Annotated in this window: 19 protein-coding genes; 10 read left to right on the top strand and 9 right to left on the bottom strand. The window is 70.2% G+C overall.

The annotated features are described in order from the left end of the window. The first annotated feature begins 148 nt into the window (after positions 1-148). From OOK07_RS28020 to OOK07_RS28005, 4 genes are all read left to right on the top strand, one after another. Positions 149-1,816 carry a fumarate hydratase gene (locus tag OOK07_RS28020; RefSeq protein WP_266799207.1) on the top strand — a complete coding sequence of 556 codons (1,668 nt, stop codon included), beginning with the start codon at positions 149-151 and terminating at the stop codon, positions 1,814-1,816. Positions 1,817-1,999: 183 nt separating this feature from the next. Further along, positions 2,000-3,385 carry a class II fumarate hydratase gene (locus OOK07_RS28015; protein WP_266799205.1) on the top strand — a complete coding sequence of 462 codons (1,386 nt, stop codon included), beginning with the start codon at positions 2,000-2,002 and terminating at the stop codon, positions 3,383-3,385. A gap of 73 nt (positions 3,386-3,458) precedes the next feature. After that, complete coding sequence (gene fomD, locus OOK07_RS28010; protein WP_266799204.1) at positions 3,459-4,154, top strand: cytidylyl-2-hydroxypropylphosphonate hydrolase; 696 nt, start codon at positions 3,459-3,461, stop codon at positions 4,152-4,154. A 367-nt stretch (positions 4,155-4,521) separates the two neighbouring features. Beyond that, a complete protein-coding gene (locus OOK07_RS28005; RefSeq protein WP_266799202.1) occupies positions 4,522-6,618 on the top strand; it encodes a SpoIIE family protein phosphatase in 2,097 nt (698 codons plus the stop codon). Between the two features lie 80 nt (positions 6,619-6,698). Here the strand turns inward: OOK07_RS28005 and OOK07_RS28000 are convergent, their stop codons facing one another. Next, positions 6,699-9,077 carry a transglycosylase domain-containing protein gene (locus OOK07_RS28000; protein ID WP_266799201.1) on the bottom strand — a complete coding sequence of 793 codons (2,379 nt, stop codon included), beginning with the start codon at positions 9,075-9,077 and terminating at the stop codon, positions 6,699-6,701. Positions 9,078-9,343: 266 nt separating this feature from the next. Between OOK07_RS28000 and OOK07_RS27995 the strand changes: the two genes are divergently transcribed. The 5 genes from OOK07_RS27995 to OOK07_RS27975 all read left to right on the top strand — a co-directional run bounded on the left by OOK07_RS27995 (position 9,344) and on the right by OOK07_RS27975 (position 14,186). Beyond that, positions 9,344-10,294: an SPFH domain-containing protein gene (locus tag OOK07_RS27995; RefSeq protein WP_266799200.1), complete on the top strand. Its 951-nt coding sequence runs from the start codon at positions 9,344-9,346 to the stop codon at positions 10,292-10,294. After that, a complete protein-coding gene (locus OOK07_RS27990; RefSeq protein ID WP_266684394.1) occupies positions 10,291-10,533 on the top strand; it encodes a type II toxin-antitoxin system antitoxin in 243 nt (80 codons plus the stop codon). Before OOK07_RS27995 ends, OOK07_RS27990 begins: the two co-directional genes overlap by 4 nt. A gap of 115 nt (positions 10,534-10,648) precedes the next feature. After that, complete coding sequence (locus OOK07_RS27985) at positions 10,649-11,173, top strand: PadR family transcriptional regulator (protein WP_266684392.1); 525 nt, start codon at positions 10,649-10,651, stop codon at positions 11,171-11,173. Beyond that, positions 11,170-11,856, top strand: coding sequence for an ABC transporter ATP-binding protein (locus OOK07_RS27980; protein ID WP_266684390.1), 687 nt, complete (start codon positions 11,170-11,172; stop codon positions 11,854-11,856). Before OOK07_RS27985 ends, OOK07_RS27980 begins: the two co-directional genes overlap by 4 nt. Then, positions 11,853-14,186, top strand: a complete 2,334-nt coding sequence (locus OOK07_RS27975; RefSeq protein WP_266799197.1) for an ABC transporter permease — start codon at positions 11,853-11,855, stop codon at positions 14,184-14,186. The genes OOK07_RS27980 and OOK07_RS27975 overlap by 4 nt, the downstream gene beginning before the upstream one ends. A gap of 121 nt (positions 14,187-14,307) precedes the next feature. Here the strand turns inward: OOK07_RS27975 and OOK07_RS27970 are convergent, their stop codons facing one another. The 4 genes from OOK07_RS27970 to OOK07_RS27955 all read right to left on the bottom strand — a co-directional run bounded on the left by OOK07_RS27970 (position 14,308) and on the right by OOK07_RS27955 (position 19,387). Then, entirely contained in the window at positions 14,308-15,705 is a 1,398-nt protein-coding gene (locus OOK07_RS27970) for an AI-2E family transporter (RefSeq protein ID WP_266799195.1), read from the bottom strand. Positions 15,706-15,843: 138 nt separating this feature from the next. Further along, positions 15,844-16,527, bottom strand: coding sequence for an aggregation-promoting factor C-terminal-like domain-containing protein (locus tag OOK07_RS27965; RefSeq protein ID WP_266684384.1), 684 nt, complete (start codon positions 16,525-16,527; stop codon positions 15,844-15,846). 399 nt (positions 16,528-16,926) lie between these two features. Continuing rightward, complete coding sequence (phoH2, locus tag OOK07_RS27960; RefSeq protein ID WP_266684382.1) at positions 16,927-18,252, bottom strand: RNA 5'-3' helicase PhoH2; 1,326 nt, start codon at positions 18,250-18,252, stop codon at positions 16,927-16,929. A 361-nt stretch (positions 18,253-18,613) separates the two neighbouring features. Then, positions 18,614-19,387 carry an isoprenyl transferase gene (locus tag OOK07_RS27955; RefSeq protein ID WP_266684380.1) on the bottom strand — a complete coding sequence of 258 codons (774 nt, stop codon included), beginning with the start codon at positions 19,385-19,387 and terminating at the stop codon, positions 18,614-18,616. Between the two features lie 896 nt (positions 19,388-20,283). Here OOK07_RS27955 and OOK07_RS27950 point away from each other — a divergent pair. After that, positions 20,284-21,447, top strand: a complete 1,164-nt coding sequence (locus OOK07_RS27950; protein ID WP_266799194.1) for a winged helix DNA-binding domain-containing protein — start codon at positions 20,284-20,286, stop codon at positions 21,445-21,447. A 3-nt stretch (positions 21,448-21,450) separates the two neighbouring features. Here the strand turns inward: OOK07_RS27950 and OOK07_RS27945 are convergent, their stop codons facing one another. From OOK07_RS27945 to OOK07_RS27930, 4 genes are all read right to left on the bottom strand, one after another. Continuing rightward, on the bottom strand, positions 21,451-22,257 hold the full coding sequence (locus OOK07_RS27945) for a methyltransferase domain-containing protein (RefSeq protein WP_266799192.1): 807 nt from the start codon (positions 22,255-22,257) through the stop codon (positions 21,451-21,453). 81 nt (positions 22,258-22,338) lie between these two features. Further along, complete coding sequence (locus tag OOK07_RS27940; RefSeq protein WP_266799190.1) at positions 22,339-23,214, bottom strand: LLM class flavin-dependent oxidoreductase; 876 nt, start codon at positions 23,212-23,214, stop codon at positions 22,339-22,341. Between the two features lie 42 nt (positions 23,215-23,256). Then, positions 23,257-23,835: a dihydrofolate reductase family protein gene (locus OOK07_RS27935; RefSeq protein WP_266799189.1), complete on the bottom strand. Its 579-nt coding sequence runs from the start codon at positions 23,833-23,835 to the stop codon at positions 23,257-23,259. A gap of 63 nt (positions 23,836-23,898) precedes the next feature. After that, positions 23,899-24,678, bottom strand: coding sequence for a prepilin peptidase (locus OOK07_RS27930; RefSeq protein WP_266799187.1), 780 nt, complete (start codon positions 24,676-24,678; stop codon positions 23,899-23,901). Positions 24,679-24,810 lie beyond the last annotated feature (132 nt).

Below are 24,810 nucleotides of genomic sequence, written 5' to 3'. Positions count from 1 at the left end.
ACTAGCCCTATTCCGGACCTGTGGAAAACCCATACTGATCTCGAACTGAGCCTTACCTCACAAGCTCCCTGCCGGTGGCAGGTTCTACGCTGGTGAGCGCCCGCCAACGTCGGCGGGCCGTCGTCTGTCGAGTGAGGAATGGGCTGCGATGCCTGAGTTCGCGTACACCGATCTGCTCCCCATGGGAGAGGACACCACCCCCTACCGGCTGGTGACCTCCGAGGGTGTCTCCACCTTCGAGGCCGACGGGCGGACGTTCCTCAAGGTGGAGCCGGAGGCGCTGCGCAAGCTCGCCGAGGAGGCCATCCACGACATCCAGCACTACCTGCGCCCGGCCCACCTCGCCCAGCTGCGGCGCATCATCGACGACCCCGAGGCGTCGGGCAACGACAAGTTCGTGGCCCTGGACCTGCTGAAGAACGCCAACATCGCGGCCGCCGGCGTGCTCCCCATGTGCCAGGACACCGGCACGGCGATCGTCATGGGCAAGCGCGGACAGAACGTGCTCACGGACGGCGGCGACGAGGCGGCACTGAGCCGCGGGATCTACGACGCGTACCTGAACCTCAACCTGCGCTACTCGCAGATGGCCCCGCTGACCATGTGGGACGAGAAGAACACCGGCTCCAACCTGCCGGCCCAGATCGAGCTGTACGCCACCGACGGCGGCGCCTACAAGTTCCTGTTCATGGCGAAGGGCGGCGGCTCCGCCAACAAGTCGTTCCTGTACCAGGAGACGAAGGCCGTCCTGAACGAGGCCTCCATGATGAAGTTCCTGGAGGAGAAGATCCGTTCGCTGGGTACGGCCGCCTGCCCGCCGTACCACCTGGCGATCGTCGTCGGCGGTACGTCCGCCGAGTACGCGCTGAAGACCGCCAAGTACGCCTCCGCGCACTACCTGGACGAGATTCCCGCCGAGGGCTCCGAACTCGGTCACGGCTTCCGGGACAAGGAGCTGGAGGAGAAGGTCTTCGAGCTGACGCAGAAGATCGGGATCGGCGCGCAGTTCGGCGGCAAGTACTTCTGCCACGACGTGCGCGTCGTGCGCCTTCCGCGGCACGGCGCGTCCTGCCCGGTCGCCATCGCGGTGTCCTGCTCCGCCGACCGCCAGGCCGTCGCGAAGATCACCGCGGAAGGCGTCTTCCTGGAGCAGCTGGAGACGGACCCTGCGCGCTTCCTGCCGGAGACCACGGACGAGCACCTCGACGAGGCGGGTGACGTCGTCAGGATCGACCTCAACCAGCCGATGGACGACATCCTCGCCGAGCTGACCAAGTACCCGGTGAAGACCCGGCTTTCGCTCACCGGCCCGCTGGTCGTGGCCCGCGACATCGCGCACGCCAAGATCAAGGAGCGGCTGGACGCGGGCGAGGAGATGCCGCAGTACCTGAAGGACCACCCGGTGTACTACGCCGGCCCGGCGAAGACCCCCGAGGGTTACGCGTCCGGTTCCTTCGGGCCGACCACGGCCGGGCGCATGGACTCCTACGTCGAGCAGTTCCAGGCCGCCGGCGGCTCCAGGGTGATGCTCGCCAAGGGCAACCGGAGCAAGCAGGTCACGGACGCGTGTGACGCGCACGGCGGCTTCTACCTCGGCTCCATCGGCGGGCCGGCCGCCCGGCTCGCCCAGGACTGCATCAAGAAGGTCGAGGTCGTCGAGTACGAGGAGCTCGGCATGGAGGCCGTCTGGAAGATCGAGGTCGAGGACTTCCCGGCGTTCGTCGTGGTCGACGACAAGGGCAACGACTTCTTCCAGAATCCTGCTCCGGCTCCGACGTTCACGTCGATTCCGGTACGGGGCCCCGGGCTGGCGTAGGGCGCCCGGCGCGGCGGGGGGACGGATCTGCCCCCGCCGCCCGTTCGGCCTCGACGGCCCGGTCCTCGAAGGGCCGGTGGCCCGGAGGGCGCCGGATCCGGGCAGTGGACGCGAGATGTGCGTCACAGGGGCCGATCGGAGTGCGGGCCGGAACATCCCCACCCTCCCGATCGCTATACGGGCATGACCGACTACCGCATCGAGCACGACTCCATGGGCGAGGTCCGTGTCCCCGCCGACGCCAAGTGGCGGGCCCAGACCCAGCGTGCCGTCGAGAACTTCCCCGTCTCCGGCCAGCGCATCGAGCGCGCCCACATCGAGGCCCTCGCCCGCATCAAGGGCGCCGCCGCGAAGGTGAACGCACGGCTCGGCGTGCTCGACAAGGACATCGCCGAGGCGATCCAGGAGGCGGCCGGGGAGGTCGCCCGGGGGGACTGGGACGAGCAGTTCCCCATCGACGTCTTCCAGACCGGTTCCGGCACCTCGTCGAACATGAACACCAACGAGGTCGTCGCCACCCTCGCCACGGAGCGGCTCGGCAGGGACGTACACCCCAATGACCATGTGAACGCGTCCCAGTCGTCCAACGACGTCTTCCCCTCCTCCATCCACATCGCCGCCACGGCCGCCGTGACGCGGGATCTCATCCCGGCTCTGGAGCATCTCGCCGGCTCGCTTCAGCGCAAGGCGGAGGAGTTCGGTGATGTCGTGAAGTCCGGGCGGACTCATCTGATGGATGCCACGCCCGTGACGCTGGGGCAGGAGTTCGGGGGGTACGCGGCCCAGATCCGGTACGGCGTCGAGCGGCTGTACGCCTCCCTCCCCCGCCTCGCCGAGCTGCCCCTCGGGGGGACGGCGGTCGGCACCGGCATCAACACGCCGCCCGGGTTCTCCGCGGCGGTCATCGAGGAGGTCGCCCGGGTCACCGGGCTGCCGCTCACCGAGGCCCGCGACCACTTCGAGGCGCAGGGCGCGCGGGACGGGATCGTCGAGACGAGCGGGCAGCTCAGGACCATCGCGGTGGGGCTGACCAAGATTGCCAACGATCTGCGCTGGATGGCTTCCGGGCCGCGGACCGGCCTCGCCGAGATCGCTCTCCCCGACCTGCAGCCCGGGTCCTCGATCATGCCCGGCAAGGTCAACCCCGTCATCCCCGAGGCCGTGCTCATGGTCGCCGCCCAGGTCGTCGGGAACGACGCGACGGTGGCCACCGCGGGCGCCGCCGGCAACTTCGAGCTCAACGTGATGCTGCCGGTCATCGCCAGGAACGTGCTGGAGTCCGTCCGGCTGCTGGCGAACGTCTCCCGGCTGCTCGCCGACCGGACCGTGGACGGGATCACCGCGAACCGGGAGCGGGCGCGCGAGTACGCCGAGTCCTCGCCCTCCGTGGTCACCCCGCTCAACAAGTACATCGGGTACGAGGAGGCCGCCAAGGTCGCCAAGAAGGCGCTCGCCGAACGGAGGACGATCCGCCAAGTCGTCCTGGACGGCGGGTACGTGGAGCGCGGCGACCTCACACTGGAGCAGCTCGACGAGGCGCTGGATGTCCTGCGGATGACGCATCCGTAACCTTTCGCCGCGCCCGCCGTGAACCGTGACGCGCACTGCGGCGTCGTATGCCTGTGGCACCTAATATCTCTTCATGGCGGACGGTGGAGCGGTGAGAGCGGAAGTGGAAGCGGGCGGATCGACGGGCTTCTGGGCCGCCGGGACCCAGATCCTGTGGCGGTACCGGGAGAACGGCGGCAAACGCTGCCACATCGCCCGCCCCGTCACCGTCGTCCGCGACGACGCCGAAGTGCTCGCCGTCTGGCTGGCGCCGGGCACCGAGTGTGTGAAGCCGGTGCTGGCCGACGGTACGCCTGTGCACGTGGAACCGCTCGAAACCCGCTACACCAAGCCCCGCACGGTCCAGTTCGACCGCTGGTTCGGCACGGGCGTGCTGAAGCTTGCCCGGCCCGGCGAGCCCTGGTCGGTGTGGCTGTTCTGGGAGCCGGGCTGGCGGTTCAAGAACTGGTACGTGAATCTTGAGTCGCCGCTGGTGCGGTGGGAGGGCGGGGTCGACTCCGAGGATCACTTCCTGGACATCTCGGTGCACCCGGACCGCAGTTGGCACTGGCGGGACGAGGACGAGTTCGCGCAGGCCCAGCGGGACGGACTGGTGGACGCCACGGTCGCCGAACGGGTGCGGGAGGCGGGGCGGGCCGCGGTGGAGGTGATCCGCGCCTGGGGCCCGCCGTTCTCGGACGGCTGGCAGCACTGGCGCCCGGATCCGTCCTGGGCTGTACCGTCTTTGCCGGAGGACTGGGACCGTACGCCCGCGCACGTGTCCTCATGAGACCCTTGATGCGCCCCCGGTCCACAACCGTAGGATCGTCCTCCGCAAGTGTTCAGGGGCCGGTGCGCAGCACCGTCGTTGAGGGGCGGTGGCCGGGTGACGGGTGGGCGCGCAGTAGCAACTCCCGGAGCACGCGCTGGGCTTGACCGATCGTCACCGAGGGGCGGCAGGACGTGAGCGAGGGTTACGAGTGCGGCAGCGCTGCGAGCCGCAGACGGGTCGCCGACGGCACAGAAGCAGCCTCTGACCACGCGGGAATTCCGTTCCGGGGACACGTATTCCGGGTATCGGGATTCCTGCGGGACGAACTGCGCACCCGAGGCGCAGCCCCGGACGGACGGATTCGACACGCGTGACGGAGCACCCCATGTCCTTCGAGCGCCCACAGCCGGGCGCCGCCCCCGCGGACCCCCGCGGGGCGCTCCTGCACACCCCGACGCCGGCGCCCTCCGCCCCCGCAGCCGCCTTACCGGCACAGGGTCGCACCGGGGAGACACCGTCGACGCCGGGTACGGCCACGCCGTGCAGCAAGGGAAAGGATCCGGCCTCGCCCTCCTCCGACATCAGCGGCCCCGAGCACTCGCAGCCCGCCGCCGTGGAACCGGGCGCCCATCGCCCGCGGCCCGTGCCCGAGTCCATCCCGGACCAGCCCGGGACCCAGCAGGACCGGACGCAGGACGCCGGCGGCCAGGAGCGGCGTACCGGGCAGGGACTGCTTCCGGGGCGGCCCGCGCCCATGCGACGGGACGGCGACCGGTTGCGCTTCGTGGGCGCCGCGACGCGGCGGATCGCCCGCGGCATCGACCTCGACGAGATCGTCATGGGGCTGTGCCGGGCGACCGTGCCGACGTTCTCCGACGCGATCCTCGTCTATCTGCGCGACCCGCTGCCCGTCGGCGACGAGCGCCCCACCGGCCCGCTGCTGCTGCGCCTGAGGCGCACCGACCGGATTCCGCCGGAGCGGGACACCGAGGGCGGGTTCTCGCCGGCCCTGCAGCCGGAGCCGCACGAGGTCTCGGAGCTGGACACGGTCGGCGCCGAACTGTGCGAGGTGCGGCCGGGCAGCGCCCTGGCCGACGTGCTGCGCGGGGTACGCCCGGTCTTCACCGACGCGCCCGCCGCCCGCGCCGCCCTGCCCGAACTTCTGGGCGAGGGTGGAGAGTTCGCCGTACCGGGCGGTCAGCGCGCGATCCTCGCCCCGCTGCGCGGCCGGCGCCGTGTGATCGGCGCCGCGCTCTTCCTGCGCCGCCCCGAGCGCATCGCCTTCGAGGCCGACGACCTCCTGGTCGCCGCCCAGCTCGCCACACACAGCGCGCTCGGCATCGACAAGGCGGTGCTGTATGGCCGCGAGGCGTACATCGCCGACGAGCTGCAGCGCACCATGCTGCCCGAGACGCTGCCGCGCCCCACGGGCGTACGCCTCGCGTCCCGTTATCTGCCCGCCGCCGAGACCGCGCGGGTGGGCGGCGACTGGTACGACGCCATCCCGCTGCCGGGCAGCCGCGTGGCCCTCGTCGTCGGCGACGTGATGGGCCACTCCATGACGTCGGCGGCCATCATGGGCCAGCTGCGCACCACCGCCCAGACCCTGGCCGGCCTGGACCTGCCCCCGCAGGAGGTGCTGCACCACCTCGACGAACAGGCGCAGCGCCTGGGCACCGACCGTATGGCGACCTGCCTGTACGCCGTCTACGACCCGGTCTCGCACCGCATCACCATCGCCAACGCCGGCCATCCGCCGCCGGTCCTGCTGCACCTGGGCGGCCGCGCCGAGGTGCTGCGGGTGCCGCCGGGGGCGCCGATCGGTGTGGGCGGCGTCGACTTCGAGGCCGTCGAGCTCGACGCGCCGGCCGGGGCGACCCTGCTCCTCTACACCGACGGGCTGGTGGAGTCCCGTCTGCGGGACGTGTGGACCGGGATAGAGCAGCTGCGCGAGAAGCTCGCCGCGACCGCGCAGCTGACCGGCCCCGACCATCCGCCGCCACTCGAAGCCCTGTGCGACGAGGTCCTCGACATGCTCGGTCCGGGCGACCGGGACGACGACATCGCGCTGCTCGCCGCCCGCTTCGACGGGATCGCGCCGAGCGACGTGGCGTACTGGTTCCTGGAGCCGGAGGACGCGGCGCCCGGCCGGGCCCGCCGACTCGCCCGGCGCGCGCTGTCCCGGTGGGGCATGGAGGACATGAGCGACTCCGTGGAGCTGCTCGTCAGCGAGGTCGTGACCAACGCGGTGCGGTACGCGACCCGGCCGGTCACGCTGCGTCTGCTGCGCACCGACGTGCTGCGGTGCGAGGTCGGCGACGACGTGCCGCAGCTGCCGCGGCTGAGGCAGGCGCGGGCCACCGACGAGGGCGGACGCGGCCTGTACCTGGTGAACAAGCTGGCCCGGCGGTGGGGGGCGACGCGGCTGAGCACCGGGAAAGTGGTCTGGTTCGAGCTCGGCAGGAGCGCTCCGCAGGGCTGAACCGCCGTTTCGAAGACGCGAAGGGCGCCCGGCATCTTGCCGGGCGCCCCCTCTTGTCGCTCTGCCGCTGGTTGTTCGGGTTACTGCCGGTCGTTCGGGTTGAGCGGATCGACCGGGCCCTGTCCGTCCGTGGGCGTCGGCGTCGGCCCCGTAGGACTCTGTGTGGGCGTCTGGGACGGGCTCTGGGACGGAGTCTGCGAGGGCGACTTGGACGGAGTCTGCGACGGTGACGCGCTCGTCGGTGTCTGCGACGGCGTCGGGCTGGGCGTCGGGCTGGGCGTCGGCGTGTACGTCGGCTGCACCGCCGCACCCTGCGTGGTGTTCAGGTCGAACGTGAGGCCCGTGGCGGAGACGCCGAAGGTGTACGTCGCCCAGATCTGCGCCGGGAAGCCACCGCCGTTGACGCGGTCGAAGCCGCCCGCCTTGTACATCGAGACCTGCGCGCCGTTCTTCTTGGACTCGCCGAACAGGCCGACCGAGGTGACCAGGTCGGGTGTGTAGCCGGTGAACCAGGCCGAGCGGTTCTCGTCGGACGTACCCGTCTTGCCGGCGACCTTGCGGCCGTCGCGGTGGGAACTGTCCCGCACCGACACCTTGGCCGTACCGTCGTCGACCACGCCGGTCAGCACGGAGGTGACCGAGTCGGCGGCCTCAGGGCTGACGACCTGGCCGCCGATCGGGTTCGGCAGGGTGACCGAACGCCTGCTGTTCTCCACCGACTTGATGATGGTCGGCGTGACCTGCCTGCCGTGGTTGTCGAGGGTCGCGTACACGCCGGCCATCTGCAGCGGGCTCGCGCCCATGGTGCCGAGGGTCTGCGCGGGTACGGACCTGAGGTTGGCGGTGTCCATGCCCATCTGGCTCGCGACCTTGAGCACCTTGTCCATGCCGACGTCGACGCCCATCTGTGCGAAGACGGAGTTGACGGACTTGTTCATGGCCGTCTGGACGGTGATGTTGCCGTAGTTCTGGTCGTCCTCGTTCTCCGGGGCGAACCCGACCTTGGTGCCGTTGTCCAGGACCTGGCGCTTGCTGGTGCCGTCGTAGACCGTGTTCGCCGTGATCGGCTTGCCGCTCTGTGTCTTGGCGTCCTCGTCCAGGGCGGCGGCGAGGATCACCGGCTTGAACGTCGAGGCGGGCTGGTAGTCCGTGCGGGTCGCGTTGTTGCGGAAGTGCTGGTAGTAACTCTTGCCGCCGTACATCGCGACGACGGCGCCCGTCTTCGGGTTCACGGACGCGGCACCGGCCTGGACGTCCGCGTCGACCGAGCGCTTCTTCGGGTCGAGCTTGCTGGTCAGCTGCGACTTGGCGGCCTTCTCCAGCTCCGCCTGCTTCTTCTTGTCGATGTTGAGCGTGATGGTCCAGCCGCCGGCCTTGACCAGGTTCAGGGCGTCGTTGATGTTGTCGGAGGTGCCCTGGGCGACCAGCTGCTTGGCCAGCTGGTTGTTGGCCGCGTCCACGAGATAGCCGGTCTGGCCGCCCATGCCGGGCGCGGCCTTGGGCGCCTTGAGCTTCGGGAACGTCATGCCCTCGCGCTTCGTCTTGTCCAGCCAGCCCTGCCCGACCATGTTGTCCAGGACGTAGTTCCAGCGGGCCTGCACCAGCTTCTTGCCGGTGTCGGTCGCGATCGCCAGGTCGTACTGGTTCGGTGCCTGCAGCAGCGCGGCGAGGTAGGCGCCCTGCGCGACCGTGAGCTTCTGGGCGTCTTTGCCGTAGTAGGCCTGCGCCGCGGCCTGGATGCCGTAGGCGCCGCGGCCGTAGTAGCTGGTGTTGATGTAGCCGGCGAGGATGTAGTCCTTGGACTTCGTGCGGTCCAGCTTCAGCGAGATGACCAGTTCCTTCAGCTTGCGCGTGACGGTCTGGTTCTGCGTCAGGTAGTAGTTCTTGACGTACTGCTGGGTGATCGTCGAACCGCCCTGCGCGCCCTTGCCGGACAGCGTGTTGAGCAGACCGCGGGCGGTGCCCTTGAGGTCGACGCCGTTGTCCTTGTAGAAGGTCTTGTTCTCGGCGGCGACGAACGTCTTCTGGACGGGCTTGGGCACATTGGCCAGGTCCACGATCTCGCGGTTGCGCTGACCGTCACGGGTCAGCAGCGAGCCGTCGCTGTACTTGTAGACGTTGCTCTGCAGCTCGGCGTCGGCGTTGCCCTTGGGTATGCCGATCATCATGTACAGCGCGATGAACGCACCCATGCTGAGCAGGCACACCCCGAAGAAGGTTCCGACGATCTTCTTCCAGGTGAACAGCCGGCGTATGAAGCTCCTGCCGTCCTTGCCCGCCTTGGCCTTGCCCTTGGCCCTGCCCTTGCCCTGGGCCGCCCGGCGCGCCGCGGCCCGGCCGCCGACGACCGTGACCGGCTCCTCCGCCGACGCGGTGGATATGGATGCCGTGGACGAGCGCGTGGGCGCCGCGCGGCGGCCACCGCGCTGTCGCGCTCGTCTGTCTTCCGCTCGTCCCATGGGTCCGATCCGCTCCGCTTCGTTCATGTGTGCTCACACGTCACACAGGTTCGCCGCTCAAGTCAGCTCAGAAAGCTAACACCGGGACATGTGGCAAAGGTCCGTCGATCCGGCGTTTTGCGGACGTGAGAATCAGCACGCGTCCCAAAGGAACCGACGGGCGAGGGCGGTTCAAGGTTGCCCAGCGGGGTAAAATGATATCACTTAGCTAGATTAGTGCTAGGCGGAAACACCGCGTGAGCGCACCACGAGAACGGGGGCCACCCATGTCCGCACACGACTCCACACCCGCCGCCGACATACCCGAGATGCCCACGCCACGCGTGCGGGAGACGGCCGCGCACAGCATCGGCGGCGCGCTCGCGCTGCTGCTCGGGCTGCTCGGCCTGCTGGCCGCGGTCGCCCTGTTCGTGGCCGCGTCGGTGAACCCCGCCTTCGCCGTCGGCGGTGTCGTCGTCCTCGTCGCCGCGGTGATCTCGCTGCGCGGACTCAACACCGTGGCACCGGGCGAGGCCCGGGTCGTCCAGCTCTTCGGCCGCTACCGCGGAACGATCCGCCAGGACGGGCTGCGCTGGGTGAACCCGTTCACCTCGCGCACGAAGATCTCCACTCGCGTTCGCAACCACGAGACCGCCGTCCTCAAGGTCAACGACGCCTACGGCAACCCGATCGAGCTCGCCGCGGTCGTGGTCTGGAAGGTGCGGGACACCGCGCAGGCCACGTTCGAGGTGGACAACTACCTGGATTTCGTCGCCACCCAGACGGAGGCCGCGGTACGGCACATCGCCATCGAGTACCCCTACGACTCCCACGACGAGGGCGGGCTCTCGCTGCGCGGCAACGCGGAGGAGATCACCGAGAAGCTGGCCATCGAGCTGCACGCGCGCGTGGAGGCCGCCGGTGTGCAGATCATCGAGTCGCGCTTCACACACCTCGCGTACGCTCCCGAGATCGCCTCGGCGATGCTCCAGCGGCAGCAGGCGGGGGCGATCGTCGCGGCCCGGCGGCAGATCGTGGACGGTGCGGTGGGCATGGTCGAGGCGGCGCTCGCGCGGATCTCCGTGGGGGCACCTCCCACGCCCATTAGGCAGTGGGGGAGGGACATCGTGGAGCTGGACGAGGAGCGGAAGGCGGCGATGGTGTCCAATCTCATGGTGGTGCTGTGCGGGGACCGCGCACCGCAGCCCGTCCTCAACACCGGGGCCTTGTACCAGTGACGGAACCCTCCGAGAGCTCCTCGGCGAGGCGTCGGCCGCAGCAGCGCAAGCAGGTGCTGCTGCGGCTCGACCCCCTGGTGTACGACGCCCTGGCGCGGTGGGCCGGTGACGAGCTGCGGTCGGCCAACGCGCAGATCGAGTTCCTGTTGCGGCGGGCACTGAACGAGTCGGGGCGGCTGCCTGGAGGCGCCGGCCCGATTCCGCGCCGCGGGCGTCCGTCGGCGGATCCGGAGACCTGAGGGCGTGTAGCAGAACCGTGACAATCGCCCCCCAGCTGCGGGTTCACCCTCCCCGCCGTCATCTACACACTCCACGTATACGCAAGGCGTATACACCGTGCGTAGAGTGCTCGGCATGTCCATCGGTCACACTCTCCTAGGGCTCCTGGAGTCCGGGCCCCGCCACGGCTACGACCTCAAGCGGGCCTTCGACGACAAGTTCGGTCACGACCGGCCGCTGCACTACGGCCAGGTCTACTCGACCATGTCCCGCCTGCTGAAGAACGGTCTCGTCGAGGTCGACGGAATCGAGGCAGGGGGCGGTCCCGAGCGCAAGCGGTACGCCATCACCGGCGCGGGGATCACCGACGTGGAGCGCTGGCTCGCGACACCGGAAACGCCCGAGCCTTATCTGCAGTCCACGCTGTACACCAAGGTCGTCCTCGCGCTGCTCACCCACCGAGACGCGGCCGACATCCTCGACACGCAGCGCTCCGAGCACCTGCGCATGATGCGGATCCTGACCGACCGGAAGCGGAAGGGGGACCTGGCCGACCAGCTGATCTGCGACCACGCCCTGTTCCACCTCGAAGCCGATCTGCGCTGGCTGGAACTGACCGCCGCGCGCCTCGACAAGCTCGCGGAAGTGGTGACCCGATGACTCCCGCAGGTTCTCTGCTCGTCGCTGACGAGCTGCGCAAGGCCTACGGGCCGACCGTCGCACTCGACGGTGCCGAGTTCTCCATCCACCCCGGCGAGGTCGTCGCCGTGATGGGCCCCTCGGGTTCCGGCAAGTCGACCCTGCTGCACTGTCTCGCCGGGATCGTGACGCCCGACTCGGGCTCGATCACGTACAACGGGCACGAGATGGCGACCATGAGCGACGCCCAGCGCAGTGCGCTGCGACGCTCCGAGTTCGGGTTCGTGTTCCAGTTCGGGCAGCTCGTGCCGGAGCTGACGTGCGTGGAGAACGTCGCACTGCCGCTCAGGCTGAACGGCACCCCCCGCAAGGAGGCCGAGCGGACCGCGCTGACGTGGATGGAGCGCCTTGAGGTCGACGGCCTGAGGAAGAAGCGGCCCGGTGAGGTATCCGGCGGCCAGGGGCAGCGCGTCGCCGTCGCCCGGGCCCTGGTCACCAGCCCCCGGATGCTGTTCGCGGACGAGCCGACCGGCGCGCTCGACTCGCTCAACGGCGAGCGCGTGATGGATCTGCTCACCGACGCCGCCCGGTCCACCAACGCCGCCGTCGTCCTCGTCACGCACGAGGCACGGGTGGCCGCGTACTCGGACCGCGAGATCGTCGTCCGGGACGGGAAGTCCCGGGACATGGAGCGGGCGGCATGAAGGCACGGCAGTGGGCCGACGATCTGGCCATGGGACTGCGGTTCGCCTTCGCCGGCGGACGTGAGGGCTGGACCCGGGCCCTGCTGACGGCCGTCGGCGTCGGGCTCGGCGTGGCACTGCTGCTGCTGACGACGGCGATACCGAGCGCACTGTCCGAGCGCAACCACCGCTCAAACGCCCGCAGCGACTTCACGTACAGCGGGAAGGTGCTGCCCAAGGCGGACGACACGCTGATCGTCGGCGCCACCGACACGACGTTCCACGGCGCGGACGTACGCGGCCGGCTCCTGGAGCGGGAGGGGGCGCGGGCGCCGATGCCCCCGGGCATCGGAAAGTTCCCGGCGAAGGGCGAGATGGTCGTCTCGCCCGCGCTGAAGAAGCTGCTCGCGTCGGACTACGGCAGGCTGCTGCGCGAGCGCATCCCCTACCGCGCCGTCGGCACCATCGACGACTCGGGGCTGATCGGTCCCGCCGAACTCACCTACTACGCGGGCGCATCGGGCCTGGAGGACCATCTGACCGGTGGCCGCGTGGAGCGCATCAACTACTTCGGGCCCTCTTCCGGGAACCAGGAGGACGCGCTGGACCCGATCCTGATCCTGCTCATCACGATCATCTTCGTAGTGCTGCTCCTGCCCGTCAGCGTGTTCATCGCCGCGGCCGTCCGTTTCGGCGGCGAACAGCGCGACCGTCGGCTCGCGGCGCTGCGGCTGGTCGGCGCGGACGGCAGGATGGCCCGCCGGATCGCGGGCGGCGAGGCGCTCGCCGGGGCGCTGCTCGGGCTCGTCCTCGGCACCGTCTTCTTCTTCACCGGACGTCAGCTGGCGGCCCTGCTGGAGGTACGGGACATCAGCGTGTTCCCGAGCGACCTCAACCCGTCGCCCGCGCTCGTCGCCCTCGTCGGCGTCGCCGTACCGGCCGCGGCCGTCCTGGTGACGCTGTTCGCGCTGCGCGGGGTCGTCATCGAGCCGCTGGGCGTGGTGCGTACGGCGAAGCCGCCGCGGCGCCGGCTGTGGTGGCGGCTGCTGCTGCCGCTGGGCGGCCTGGCGCTGCTCTACCCGATGGTGGGGCAGGGCAACTCCAACGGCGACTTCAACCAGTGGATGGTGATCGGCGGCACGGTGCTGCTGCTGATCGGCGTCACCGCCCTGCTGCCGTGGATCGTCGAGGCCGTGGTCGCCCGGCTTAACTCAGGCTCGGTCTCCTGGCAACTGGCCGTCCGCAGACTGCAGTTGAGCAGTGGCTCGGCCGCGCGCATGGTCAACGGCATCGCGGTCGCGGTGGCCGGCGCGATCGCACTGCAGATGCTGTTCGCCGGGGTCGAGCACGACTACACCAAGACGACGAAGAACGACCTCGACCGGGCGCAGATGGAGATCTCCGTACGCGGTGACGTACCCCTGTCGGAGGTGGACCGCACGCTCTCCGGGACACAGGGCGTGAGCCGGGTGACGGCGATCTCGCAGGGTTCGGTCGGGAACGCGCCGATGAACCCGGACAACGAGATGGAGATGGCCGCCGGCAGCTGCGCGCAGCTGCGCGAGCTGGCCCGGCTGACGTCCTGCCGGGACGGCGACGTCTTCCGCATCGTCGGCGACCAGTACGGCAGCGACACGAAGAAACTGATCTCGACGGGCCGCACCCTGTACTTCGACCCGGCGTACAGCGGTACGTCCCACCACACGGCGGCCTGGAAGGTGCCCTCCGGTGTGAAGTCGGCGGCACAGCGCGAGGACCCGACCGGCTATGAGCGCGGTGGCCTGCTCATCACCCCGGGCGCGCTGCCCGCGGCGGCGAAGGCCGGCCTGACCCAGAAGGTGTACCTCTCGCTGAACCGGTCGGTGGCGGACGCCGACGAGTACGCGCGCAACACCGCGGCTCGGCTGGATCCGCTGGCGGACGTGTTCAACCTGACGTCCACCAAGGAATCGCTGCAGTTCCGGCCGATCCGCACCGGGCTGTTCGTCGGTGCCACCTGCGTCCTGCTGCTGATCGGCGCGAGCCTGCTGGTCTCCCAGCTGGAGCAGCTGCGCGAGCGCAAGAAGCTGCTGTCGTCGCTGGTCGCCTTCGGGACCCGGCGCCGCACGCTGAGCCTGTCGGTGCTGTGGCAGACGGCGATCCCCATCGCGCTGGGTCTGCTGCTGGCGTCGGTGGTCGGACTGACGCTGGGCGCGGTGCTGCTGAAGATGACCGGCGAATCGGTGACCGTCGACTGGGCGAGCGTGCTCGCGATGACGGGCATCGGCGCCGGGGTCGTCCTCGGCGTGACCCTGCTCAGCCTGCCGCCGTTGCTGCGGCTGATGCGGCCGGACGGTCTGCGCACCGAGTGAGAGCGAACCCGGCAGGGCCCCTCCCCAAGTGGGAGGGGCCCTGCCGGGTGACGGAAGTTGCGCCCGGAGCCGGTTCAAATAGCTTTGTCCGGCGCTCATTTGACCGATTCCGGGGCGGTTTTCAGGCGTCGGCGCCTCGGGCCTTCCCGGCGTCCTCGGGGCCCTCGGAGCCGTCGCCGGAGGTTGCGCCCCCGGCCTCCCCTTCGGCCTCGGCGGCCTCGTCCTCGATCGCCGGACCGGCCGGAGACGGCAGGTCGTCGCCCGCGGGAATGTGTTCCAGGGAGTACGCCCGCAGATAGCCGACCACCGTGTTCGTCACCGCCACCAGCGGTACGGCGACCACCGCGCCGCCGATCCCGGCCACCATGCCCCCCGCCGCGACCGACAGGACCACCGCGAGCGGGTGGACGCGCACCGCGCGGCCCAGGATGAACGGCTGCAGGATGTGGCCCTCGATCTGCTGGACCGCGAGGACCACGAGGAGCGTCATGACCGCGGTGAACACACCCTGGGTGACCAGTGCGACGACCACGGCCAGCGCGCCGGACGCCACGGCACCGACGAGCGGGATGAAGGAGAACAGGAAGATGAAGACGGCCAGCGGGACGGCCATGGGGACGTCGAGGAAGTAGATGCCGAGGCCGATGAAGATGGCGTCGATCAGGGCGACGAGCACCGTGCCGCGCACATAGGCCGTCAGCGTCCGCCACGCCCTCGGACCCGCGCCCGCGACACCCGGCCGGGCCGCAGCCGGGACCAGCTTCAGCGTCCACTCCCAGATGCGCCGGCCGTCGTAGAGCAGGAACAGGGTCGAGAAGAACGTCAGCAGGATGCCGGTCAGCGCCTCGACCACGACCTGCACGCCTTCGAGGCCCGCGGAGGTGATCTGGTCGGTGTTCGCGCCGACCGCTTCCCGCAGGTTCTTGGCGATCTGGTTGATCTGCTTGTCGGTGACGTGGAAGGGGCTCTTCAGCAGCCAGTTGCGCAGGTCGTCGATGCCGCTCTGGATCTGGTCGGAGAGGTTGTCGATGTTCTCCATGACCTGCCAGGTCACGAACCAGCCGATCAGCCCCATGACGACGAAGCCGAGGATCGCGGTGAGGGCGGTGGCGAGACCGCCCGGCACGCCGTGGCGCTTCAGACGGGCCACGGTCGGCTGGAGCAGCGCCGTGATGAGCAGGGCGACGACGAAGGCGAAGACCACGAGTTGGACGGCGCTGATGACCCGCATCAGCACCCAGACGGTGCCCGCGAGCACCAGCAGACGCCAGCCGGCCTCGGCGGCGACGCGTACGCCCCAGGGCACGGCCTGCGCGGGGTCGGGGCGGGTGACCGGCGGGAGCGGAGGTGCGGGTGTGCGGTCCGCGGGCGGCGGAGCCTTCACCGCCTTGCGGCGCTGAGCGGGTCCGTCGTCCCCGGCACTCTCCCGCTCCACCTCGGCGCGGCGCTCGTCCAGCCGCTCACTCACCTCGGTGAGTCCGGCGCCGATCCGACCGAGCCACCCTGGCACTCGCGACATGATCCGTCCTCTTCCCCCGTCTTTCCCCACCACTCCCCCCTGGAGTCGTCGCGTCCGACCGTACAGGGCGAAAGCCCCTCCCCCTATGACGGGGAGGGGCTGCGCAAGGTTGAGAGGTGAGGCCGCCGGCCTCGCGGCTCAGTACCAGTGGTTGGCCGACCAGAACGACCAGGCCTCGCACGGGCTGCCGTACCGGCTGTTCATGTAGTTCAGGCCCCACTTGATCTGGGTGCCCGGGTTCGTCTGCCAGTCGGCGCCGACGGACGAGTACTTGGAGGCGGGCAGGGCCTGGAAGAGGCCGTATGCGCCGGAGGAGGCGTTGACCGCGTGGTAGTTCCAGCTGGACTCGTGGTCCACGATGTTGCTGAAGCACTGGAACTGGCCGCTCGGCACCATCTGCCGTGCCATCGACTGGATCTCGCCGACGGAGTACGAGCTCTGGACCGGGAAGTCGGCGCTGCTGCGGCTGGCCGCGGCCTTCGTCCGGGCGCGCTCCTTGGCTTCCTTGGCTGCCTTCTCCGCCGCCTCCTTCTTGGCGATGGCGGTGTCGGCGGCAGCCTTGCGGGCAGCCTCCTCGGCGCCCTTCTTGGCGCTCGCGTCGGCCTGGATGGCCTGGGCGTCGGCCTGCTGCGTCAGGGAGGCGGTCTGGACCTGGGCCTGCTGGCCCGTGGGTATGTCCGCCAGGAGCGTCGCGTCGCTTGCCGTCGCCTCGGCGTCGTTGGGCTGGGCGGTGCTGCCCGAGGCAACTCCGACAACGCTTCCGACGGCGGTGACCGCGGTGGCCGAGGCCACTGCGAATCCCCGGACCGAAATCCGGCTCACACGGTTTCCTTCCAGCATCGTCCGCGTCGGTGACCCTGGCGGACGCAATCGTGCCCCTGGCGCTGTCCTCCCAACTACGGGGTCACGGGAGGCACGGACCCGATGGGCAACTCCCTTGAGGGGAGCACCGCGTGGAGCACGGGCGGCATACGACGACGCTGTGGAGTTAGTTGTGATGCTTTTGTGGTGCCGTACCGCTGGGGGTACAGATGTGTCGTATGCGGGGCCTGACAGGAGTGAGACTCTGCCGTAACCAGGCGCCGGGTGGCAATTCTGAGTTGCGTGTGAAAGCTCACATCCCGTTTGGCCCAGGTGATTTCGAGAAACAGCAACACGCGAAGACGCCGCCCCGCTAGGCTCACAGCCTTTGCGAGACGGCGCCAACTGGCCTGGATTACCTCAGATTTGGCCGTCCTCCAGCATTTCGGTCACAAGCGCCGCGATCTGGGACCTCTCGGACCTCGTCAGGGTCATGTGCGCGAAGAGCGGGTGCCCCTTCAGCTTCTCCACGACGGCGACGACACCGTCATAGCGACCGACGCGCAGATTGTCCCTTTGCGCCACGTCATGGGTGAGAATCACCCTTGAATTGGAGCCGATTCGGGACAGAACAGTCAGCAGGACATTCCGTTCCAGCGACTGCGCCTCGTCCACGATCACGAACGCGTCGTGCAGCGAGCGCCCGCGGATGTGGGTGAGCGGAAGGACCTCCAGCATCCCGCGCGAGGTGACCTCTTCGATGACCTCGCGGCTGGCGACCGCGGACAGTGTGTCGAAGACCGCCTGCGCCCAGGGGCTCATCTTCTCGGACTCGGAGCCCGGCAGATAGCCGAGTTCCTGCCCGCCGACCGCGTACAGCGGCCGGAAGACCATCACCTTCTGGTGCTGGCGCCGCTCCAGCACAGCCTCAAGTCCGGCGCACAGCGCGAGCGCCGACTTGCCGGTGCCGGCCCGGCCGCCCATGGAGACGATCCCGACGTCCGGGTCGAGGAGCAGATCGAGCGCGATCCGCTGTTCCGCGCTCCTCCCCTTGATGCCGAACGCCTCCCGGTCGCCGCGCACGAGGCGGATGTTGCCCTCGGGCGTGACCCGGCCGAGGGCCTTGCCGCGCTCCGACTGGATCGTCAGCCCCGTGTGCACGGGAAGGTCTGCGGCCTCGGGCACATACACGTGCCCTTCCTCGAAGAGGATGTCCACCTGCTCGCCGGGCAGGGTCAGTTCGGACATTCCGGTCCAGCCGGAGGAGCCCGTGATGGCGAGCTCGGCCCGGTACTCCTCGGCGAGGAGTCCGACCGAGGACGCCTTGATCCTGAGCGGCAGGTCCTTCGACACGACCGTGACGTCGAACCCCTCGGCCTGCAGATTGCGGGCGACCGCGAGGATGCGGGAGTCGTTGTCCCCCAGGCGGTAGCCGGTCGGCAGCACGCTGGGGTCCGAGTGATTGAGCTCGACACGCACCGTGCCGCCGAGTTCCCCGATCGGGATGGGGGCGTCGAGGCGACCGTGCCGGACCCGGAACTCGTCGAGCAGACGAAGGGCCTGCCGGGCGAAGTAGCCGAGTTCGGGATGGTGCCGCTTGGCCTCCAGCTCTGTCACCACGACGATCGGCAGCACTACCTCGTGCTCGTCGAAGCGGTTCAGGGCGTTCGGGTCGGCCAGCAGGACGCTGGTGTCGAGAACATAAGTGCGCCGGTCAGGCATGCGGCGCTTTGTGCTGGTCACCACGGAAGGACGTACCCCCTCGGATGAGGTCGGGGAGCGACGGAGTGGAGCTGGACCGGTTGTCGGCCGCCCTGCGAGGGCCGAGAACCGGCCCTCCGCCTTTTCGTCCGTGCAGTGACCGCACGATCGAGCTGGTGCAAAGGGCCTCCCGGGCGGACGGCCCCGTGCCGTCCGCTGAGATCCGACACCCGTGGTTCGGGCATCGACCTGACTGGCTTATGCCCTCGAACACGCGGTGCCATGCCGACGCATATGACGGCGCCCTGGTGAACTCCTGGGGGCCTGGGGGTATCCCTCCGGAAAGCGCGACGCTTCCGCCCCACCGCGGGGCGGTCGCAGCGCCGCTCAGCAGGCGTGATGTGTGTCAGCCGCCGTAGCGGCGGTGGCGCGCCGCGTAGTCACGCAGGGCGCGCAGAAAGTCGACCTTGCGGAAGGCCGGCCAGAAGACCTCACAGAAGTAGTACTCCGAGTGAGCGGTCTGCCACAGCATGAAACCGGACAACCGCTGTTCGCCGCTGGTACGGATCACGAGGTCGGGGTCGGGCTGCGCGCCGGTGTAGAGGTGCCGGCCGATCATGTCGACGTCGACGGCCTCGGCGAGCTCCTCCATCGAGGTGCCCTTGTCCTGGGCGTCGACGAGCATCGCGCGCACCGCGTCGGCGATCTCCTGGCGTCCGCCGTACCCGATGGCGACGTTGACCAGTATTCCGTCGATGTGGGCGGTGGACTCCTCGGCCTCCTTCAGGGCATTGCGCATCTGCGAGGGCAGCAGGTCGGGGGTGCCGACGTGGTGCACACGCCAGCGGCCGTCCGCGGCGAGGGTCCGTACGACGTCCTCGATGATCCCGAGGAGCGGACCGAGTTCGTCCTGGGGACGGTCGAAGTTGTCCGTCGACAGCAGCCAGAGGGTGACGACACCGACGTCCGTCTCGCTGCACCAGCCGAGGAACTCCTCGATCTTCTCGGCGCCGGCCCGGTGACCGTGCACGGTGGTGGAGCCCGCGGCCTTCGCCCAGCGCCGGTTGCCGTCCATGATGACGCCGATGTGCTTGGGCACCTGAGCGTGGTCCAGGTGACCTTCCACCCGGCGCGCGTACAGCCTGACCAGCAGGCCGCGCAGCTTGTCGCGCAGGTTCACGTGATTGTCAGCCCCTCCGTACGGATCGGACAGGCGCGGCCCGGGCTCGGCGGCTCGGCCGAGGGCGGGCCCTGTCCGTATGGCGGTCCGGGATCTCCGTATGACGGTCCCCGGAGGCGAAGCCTACCCCCGTGGCACCGGTCCGCCGCCAACGGGGCCGGGCCGCAAGGGCTTCCACAGGGCTTCCACCGCGCAGCCGTCCGGACTACTCCTGCGTCGCGCGCCGGGGCAAGGTGCAGGGCGTTGGGTGCAGGGCGTTGGGCGTTGGGTGGGGGGAGAGAAAGGTGGCGGGAGCAGGGTGGCGGGGCGCACACGCCAGACACAGAAAACGGGCCGGTCCGTGGGGGGGAGACGGACCGGCCCGAGGGGGGGTTTCCACCATAACCCTTCGTAAGTGCTGCTGGCTGCATCGGCGTGCCACAACTACTCTCCGGAATCGAACGGCGACGCCCCGATGAGCACGGAGCGGCCCTCTCATGGCTGGTTCATGGCCCGTTCATGGCCGGAACACAGCGGATTCCCAAGGAAATCGGGCGGGAGCGGAGCGATCCGGAGCGTTTGGCGCATCCCGCGCCTCGCACGGCCGGGCCGCCCCCGCATCCCCCAACCGGGTGACCCGGCCGCCAACACCGACTTGACGCAGAAAAAGGCACCGCGCAGCCCCCTCCGCTGCACGGTGCCGCCCGCGCAGCTTTGCTGACGCGAATTACCTTGGCCTGAACTTACGTGAGGCTTACCGCGGAGGCGAGCAAACCTCGATAACAATGCGGAAACCCTGCCACACCTGCGAATGTGCGATTGCGATCCGCCCTTGATGCGTCGATTGTCCGGTACGAAGTCCTGCGGGACCCCGATAGCGGACAGCCTGCGACCTACTTCCGGCCTACCGTCGGCTCATGACCCTGCAGATCACGTGGAACGAGGCGAGCGCTCGCCGGCTGGAACGGCAGTTCCTGGCCACATCCGCCGGTGGCGGTACTCCGGTCGCCGAGGTCGTCGGCGCGATGCTCGGCGCGCATGCCCAGGTGCTGTCCGCGGCGGAGGTGTCGGTGGGGGTACGGGCCGAGGGCGTGACGCGGGCCGACGTGCGCGCCGCGGTGTGGGGCGCCCCCGCACCGGACTCGCTGGTGAAGATGCACGGGCCGCGCGGGACCGTGCACCTGCTGCCCGCGCGTGAACTGCCGTTGTGGTGTTCGGCGTTGCCCGCCGTGCCGTCCCGGGCGAGCCCGTCCGCACCGGACGTGCGGGTGACCGAGGAGCAGGCGCGTCAGATCGTGGCGGCGATCGGGGACGCCCTGGAGGGCGTGTGCCTGACCGTGGACGAGCTGAGCGAGGAGGTCGTCGCCCGCACCGGTTCCTGGGCCGGCGACCGGGTGATGCCCGCCTTCCAGGACCTGTGGCCGCGCTGGCGGCAGGTGATGCACCGGGCCGGCCAGTCCGGTGCGATGTGCTCCGGCCCGAACCGGGGCCGCAAGGTGACGTACACCCGCCCGCCGCACTTCACTCCGCTGCCGCCTGAGGAGGCGCTGCGCGAGCTCGTACGCCGTTACCTGCACGCGTACGGTCCCGCGTCGCCGCAGAACTTCGCCAAGTGGCTTGCGGCACCGGGTGGTTGGACAGCGAGGTTGTTCGCGGAACTGGCCGGGTCGGGGGAGATCGAGGAGGTCGTGTTCGAGGGGGCGGAGGGGTGCTGGGTCGTGGCCGGTGACACGGAGTTCCCCGGGGGCCGGGTCCGCGGGGTCCGTCTGCTGCCGTACTTCGATGCCTACGCCATCGCCGCGCGGCCCCGCCGGACGCTGTTCCCGGGGGCCGCCCACCAGCGGGCGCTGGCCGGCGGGCAGGCGGGCAACTACCCCGTGCTGCTGGTGGACGGTGTGGTGGCGGGCGTCTGGCACCAGCGGCGCCGGGGACGTCGTACGACCGTCACGGTGGAGCCGCTCGGGCGGCTGACCGCCCGCCAGGAGCGGGAGGTGGGCGAGCAGGCGCAGCGGGTGGGTGAAGTGCTGGAGGCGGAGGCCGAGTTGGTGATCGGGGAGGTGGCCGCGGGCCCGCACGCGTAGCGCTCAGCGGTGGAGTGGCCTGCGGGCGTCGAAGAGGTGCCGGGTGCTGTGCGCGACGAACGGGCCCTCGGCCTCGATCCGTTCGTGCAGGGCACGGAGGCGGTCCTCGTACGCCTCGACGGTGAAGCCGGGGACCATCCAGACCACCTTGCGAAGGAAGTGCACGACGGCCGCGATGTCGTGGAACTCGATGCGCAGCCGCTCGGCGCGCAGGTCGACGATCTCCAGGCCGGCGGCCTCGGCACGGGCGCGTTCGCCGCCGGGGTGGCGGGCGCTGCGCGACTGGTCCGGCTGCGGTCCCAGGAAGTACTCGACGAGCTCGTACACGCTGCCCGGGCCGACGTGCTGGGCGAAGTAGGTGCCGCCCGGCTCCAGGACGCGGGCGATCTCCGCCCAGTGCGGGGTCACCGGGTGCCGGCTGCTGACGAGGTCGAAGGCGCCGTCCGCGAACGGAAGCGGCGCGTCCTCGGGCACGGCGACGACCAGGGTGCCGCGCGGGCGCAGCAGGGCGGTGGCCCTGGCCACGTTCGGTGGCCGGCCCTCGGTCGCGGCGGTGAGCGCCGGGGCCTTCACGGCCCGGCCGAGGGCGAATGCCAGGACCTCCCCTCCCCCGGTCTGGACGTCCAGTGCGGCGGTGGCTGCGGCAAGCCGGTCGGCCAGGGCGACGGCGTATCCCCATGAGGGCCGCTCCTCCGTGGCCCGGCCCTCGAACCAGGAAAAGTCCCACCCCTCGGTGGACACGGCGACGCCCTCGGCGACGAGATCCTCGAAGCTGCGGGGCTTGTCGCCGTGGGGTTCTTCGTGAGGCATGAGGGGGCCTGTCCTGTCAGAGAGGGGGGCGGGGAGCAGTTCACGCGGCCCGCTCGTGTCGTCCCAGGCGCGCGCGGCCGTTCACTTGACGAAAGGTCTGACCTCTTCGGCCGCGAACCGCACGAAACCCTCGGCGTCGGGCTCGTCTCCCGTCGGCTGGAGGATCACCCTGTCGGCGCCCGCCTCGGCGAGTCGTTGTACGGCCGTGGCGACGGCACCGGCGTCCCCGGCGACCCCGAGGCCGGGGACGGCGTCGAGCCCCTCGTCGGCCAGTTCGGACCGGAGCCGGGAGGCGGCGTCGGGTCCGGTGGCGGTGAGCAGATAGACGACGACCTCGTGCGGGTCGCCGGACCGCCCGGCCGACTCCCGCCCCTCGTCGATGAGTTGACGGGCCCGCCGTACCCCGTCGGCCGTGGTGGAAGCGGTCAGGACGGTGCCGTCCGCGGCCTCACCGGACAGCCGCAGCGAACGCGGCCCGGTGGCACCGGCGAAAACGGGCACGGGATGCGACGGCGGCCAGTCGAGGCCGACGTCGTCGAGGTGGACGTATCGTCCATCGGTCGTGAGCTGCTCCCCGCGCAGCAGGGCGCGCAGCGCGTCGAGATGCTCGCGAAGCAAGGTCACCGGCGACTCGACCCGCGCCCCGACCTGCCCCATCCAGTCCTGCACGCCGTGCCCGACGCCGACGACGGCCCGCCCCGGGAACATCCGGTGGAGGGAGGCGGCTTCCATGGCGGTGATGGCGACGTTCCGCAGCGGCACGGGAAGCAGTCCGACGCCGACTCGCACTCGCTCGGTCCAGGCGAGGGCGGCTGCGGCGGTCGAGATCCCGCCCTCCCGGAAACAGTCCTCCCACAGCCAGAGCTCCTCAAGCCCGCTCTCGTCGGCGATACGGGCGACGGCGCGCAGTCGCTCGGGGGGCAGTTGGGGCCGGAACACAGCACCGAGTCCAGTCATGCCGTCCTTCCTACCCGCGCCGCGCCGAGCGGGACAACTCCTTTACGAGGCGCCGCCGGTGTCGCTTCGCTCGTACCGCAGCTGTACGACGCCGTTGCCGAAGGTGCGGCTCTCGACGAGCCGGAGGGATGCGGCGATGTCGCCCTCCGGGAAGAGCTTCCTGCCACGTCCGACGACGACGGGGTGGACGCAGATCGAGTACGCGTCGACGAGCCCGAGCCGCAGGAACTCCCCGGCGACCTCGGCCCCGCCGAGCCCGAGATCCCGCTTTGACCGCTCCTTGAGCGCCCTGACCTCCTCGGGGACGACGTCCCGCACGACGGTCGCGTTCCACTCGGCCCGCTCCAGGGTCCGTGAGTACACGACCTTCGGGATGTCCCGCCAGATCGCGGCGAACTCTGAGGTGATGGCGGAGGCGTTCGGGTCCGCGTCCGCGGTGGGCCAGTAGTCGGCCATCAGCTCGTAGACGCGGCGGCCGCTCAGGAGCGCGCCGTAGCCTCTGATCTCGTTGTTGAGGTGCTGGTGCAGTTCCTCGTCGACGCGGTGCCAGCTGATGTCGTGGTCGGGGCCCTCGATGTAGCCGTCGAGGGAGACGCCCATCATCAGCACGATCTTCGACATCGGAGCCCTCGCCCTGGTTGGTCCCTCAGCGGTCGTTCTTCACCGTACGCCGTACCCCTACGGTCACGCCCCCGCAGAAGCGCCCAGCAGCAGCCCCGTGAACGCGCCGCCCAGCATGAACGGCCCGAGCGGAATCGCCGACTTGCGGCCGGCCCGGCGTACGACGACCATCCCGAGGCCGTACAGCGCGCCGTAGAGCAGCCCCGCGAAGGCACCCGTCAGCAGGACCCGCCAGCCGTACCAGCCGAGGGCCGTGCCGAGGGCGAGGGCCAGCTTCACGTCGCCGAAGCCCATACCGGAGGGGTTGGCCAGGAAGAGGAGGAGGTAGGCGGCGCCCAGGGTGAGACCGCCGAGGAGAGCGGTCGGCCAGGAGCCCGCGGCCGAGGGGAGGACGGAGGCGACGCCCAGCAGCACGGCGGCCGTGGCGGCCAGCGGAAGCGTCAGGACGTCGGGGAGACGGTGGACGCGGTGGTCGACGACGGCCAGCAGGACCGCGACGGGGGCGAGGAGAACCCAGACCGCCGTCTCGGGGTGCGGGCCCCCAGCCGCGGCGGCCAGGGCGGCGCAGACGAGTGCGGTCACCGTGGCGATGGTGCGTGTGCTCGGACCGTACGCACCGCAGGGGCCGGCCCCTTCCGCGCCGCCCGCGCCGCCGGGGCAGCTCGCGCGGCCCAGCCATCCCCCGTACGCACCCGTGATCGGATGGCCGACCGGGCAGCGGGAGCTCCAGGGCTCGTCCGGTTCGACCGAGAGACGGTGGGCCGCGCGGGGCAGCACGAGGCCCGTTCCCGCTCCCCAGAGAGCGGCCGCGGCGACGAGGAGGACGAAGAGGAGGACGCGCACGGCGGGACCCTATGGCCACGGCGACGGGAGAGCATGGGTCCGTGGGCCCATGTGGGACCTACTTCCCTGCGGATACGTTCAGTCCGCACGGCAGACAGGCAGGCAGGCAGGCAGGACGTTCGGGCTGGAGGT

This window comes from Streptomyces sp. NBC_00078 (assembly GCF_026343335.1).
Taxonomy (GTDB): domain Bacteria; phylum Actinomycetota; class Actinomycetes; order Streptomycetales; family Streptomycetaceae; genus Streptomyces.
The sequence above is the reverse complement of the archived record's forward strand: the minus strand, read 5'-3'. Positions and strand labels throughout refer to the sequence as shown.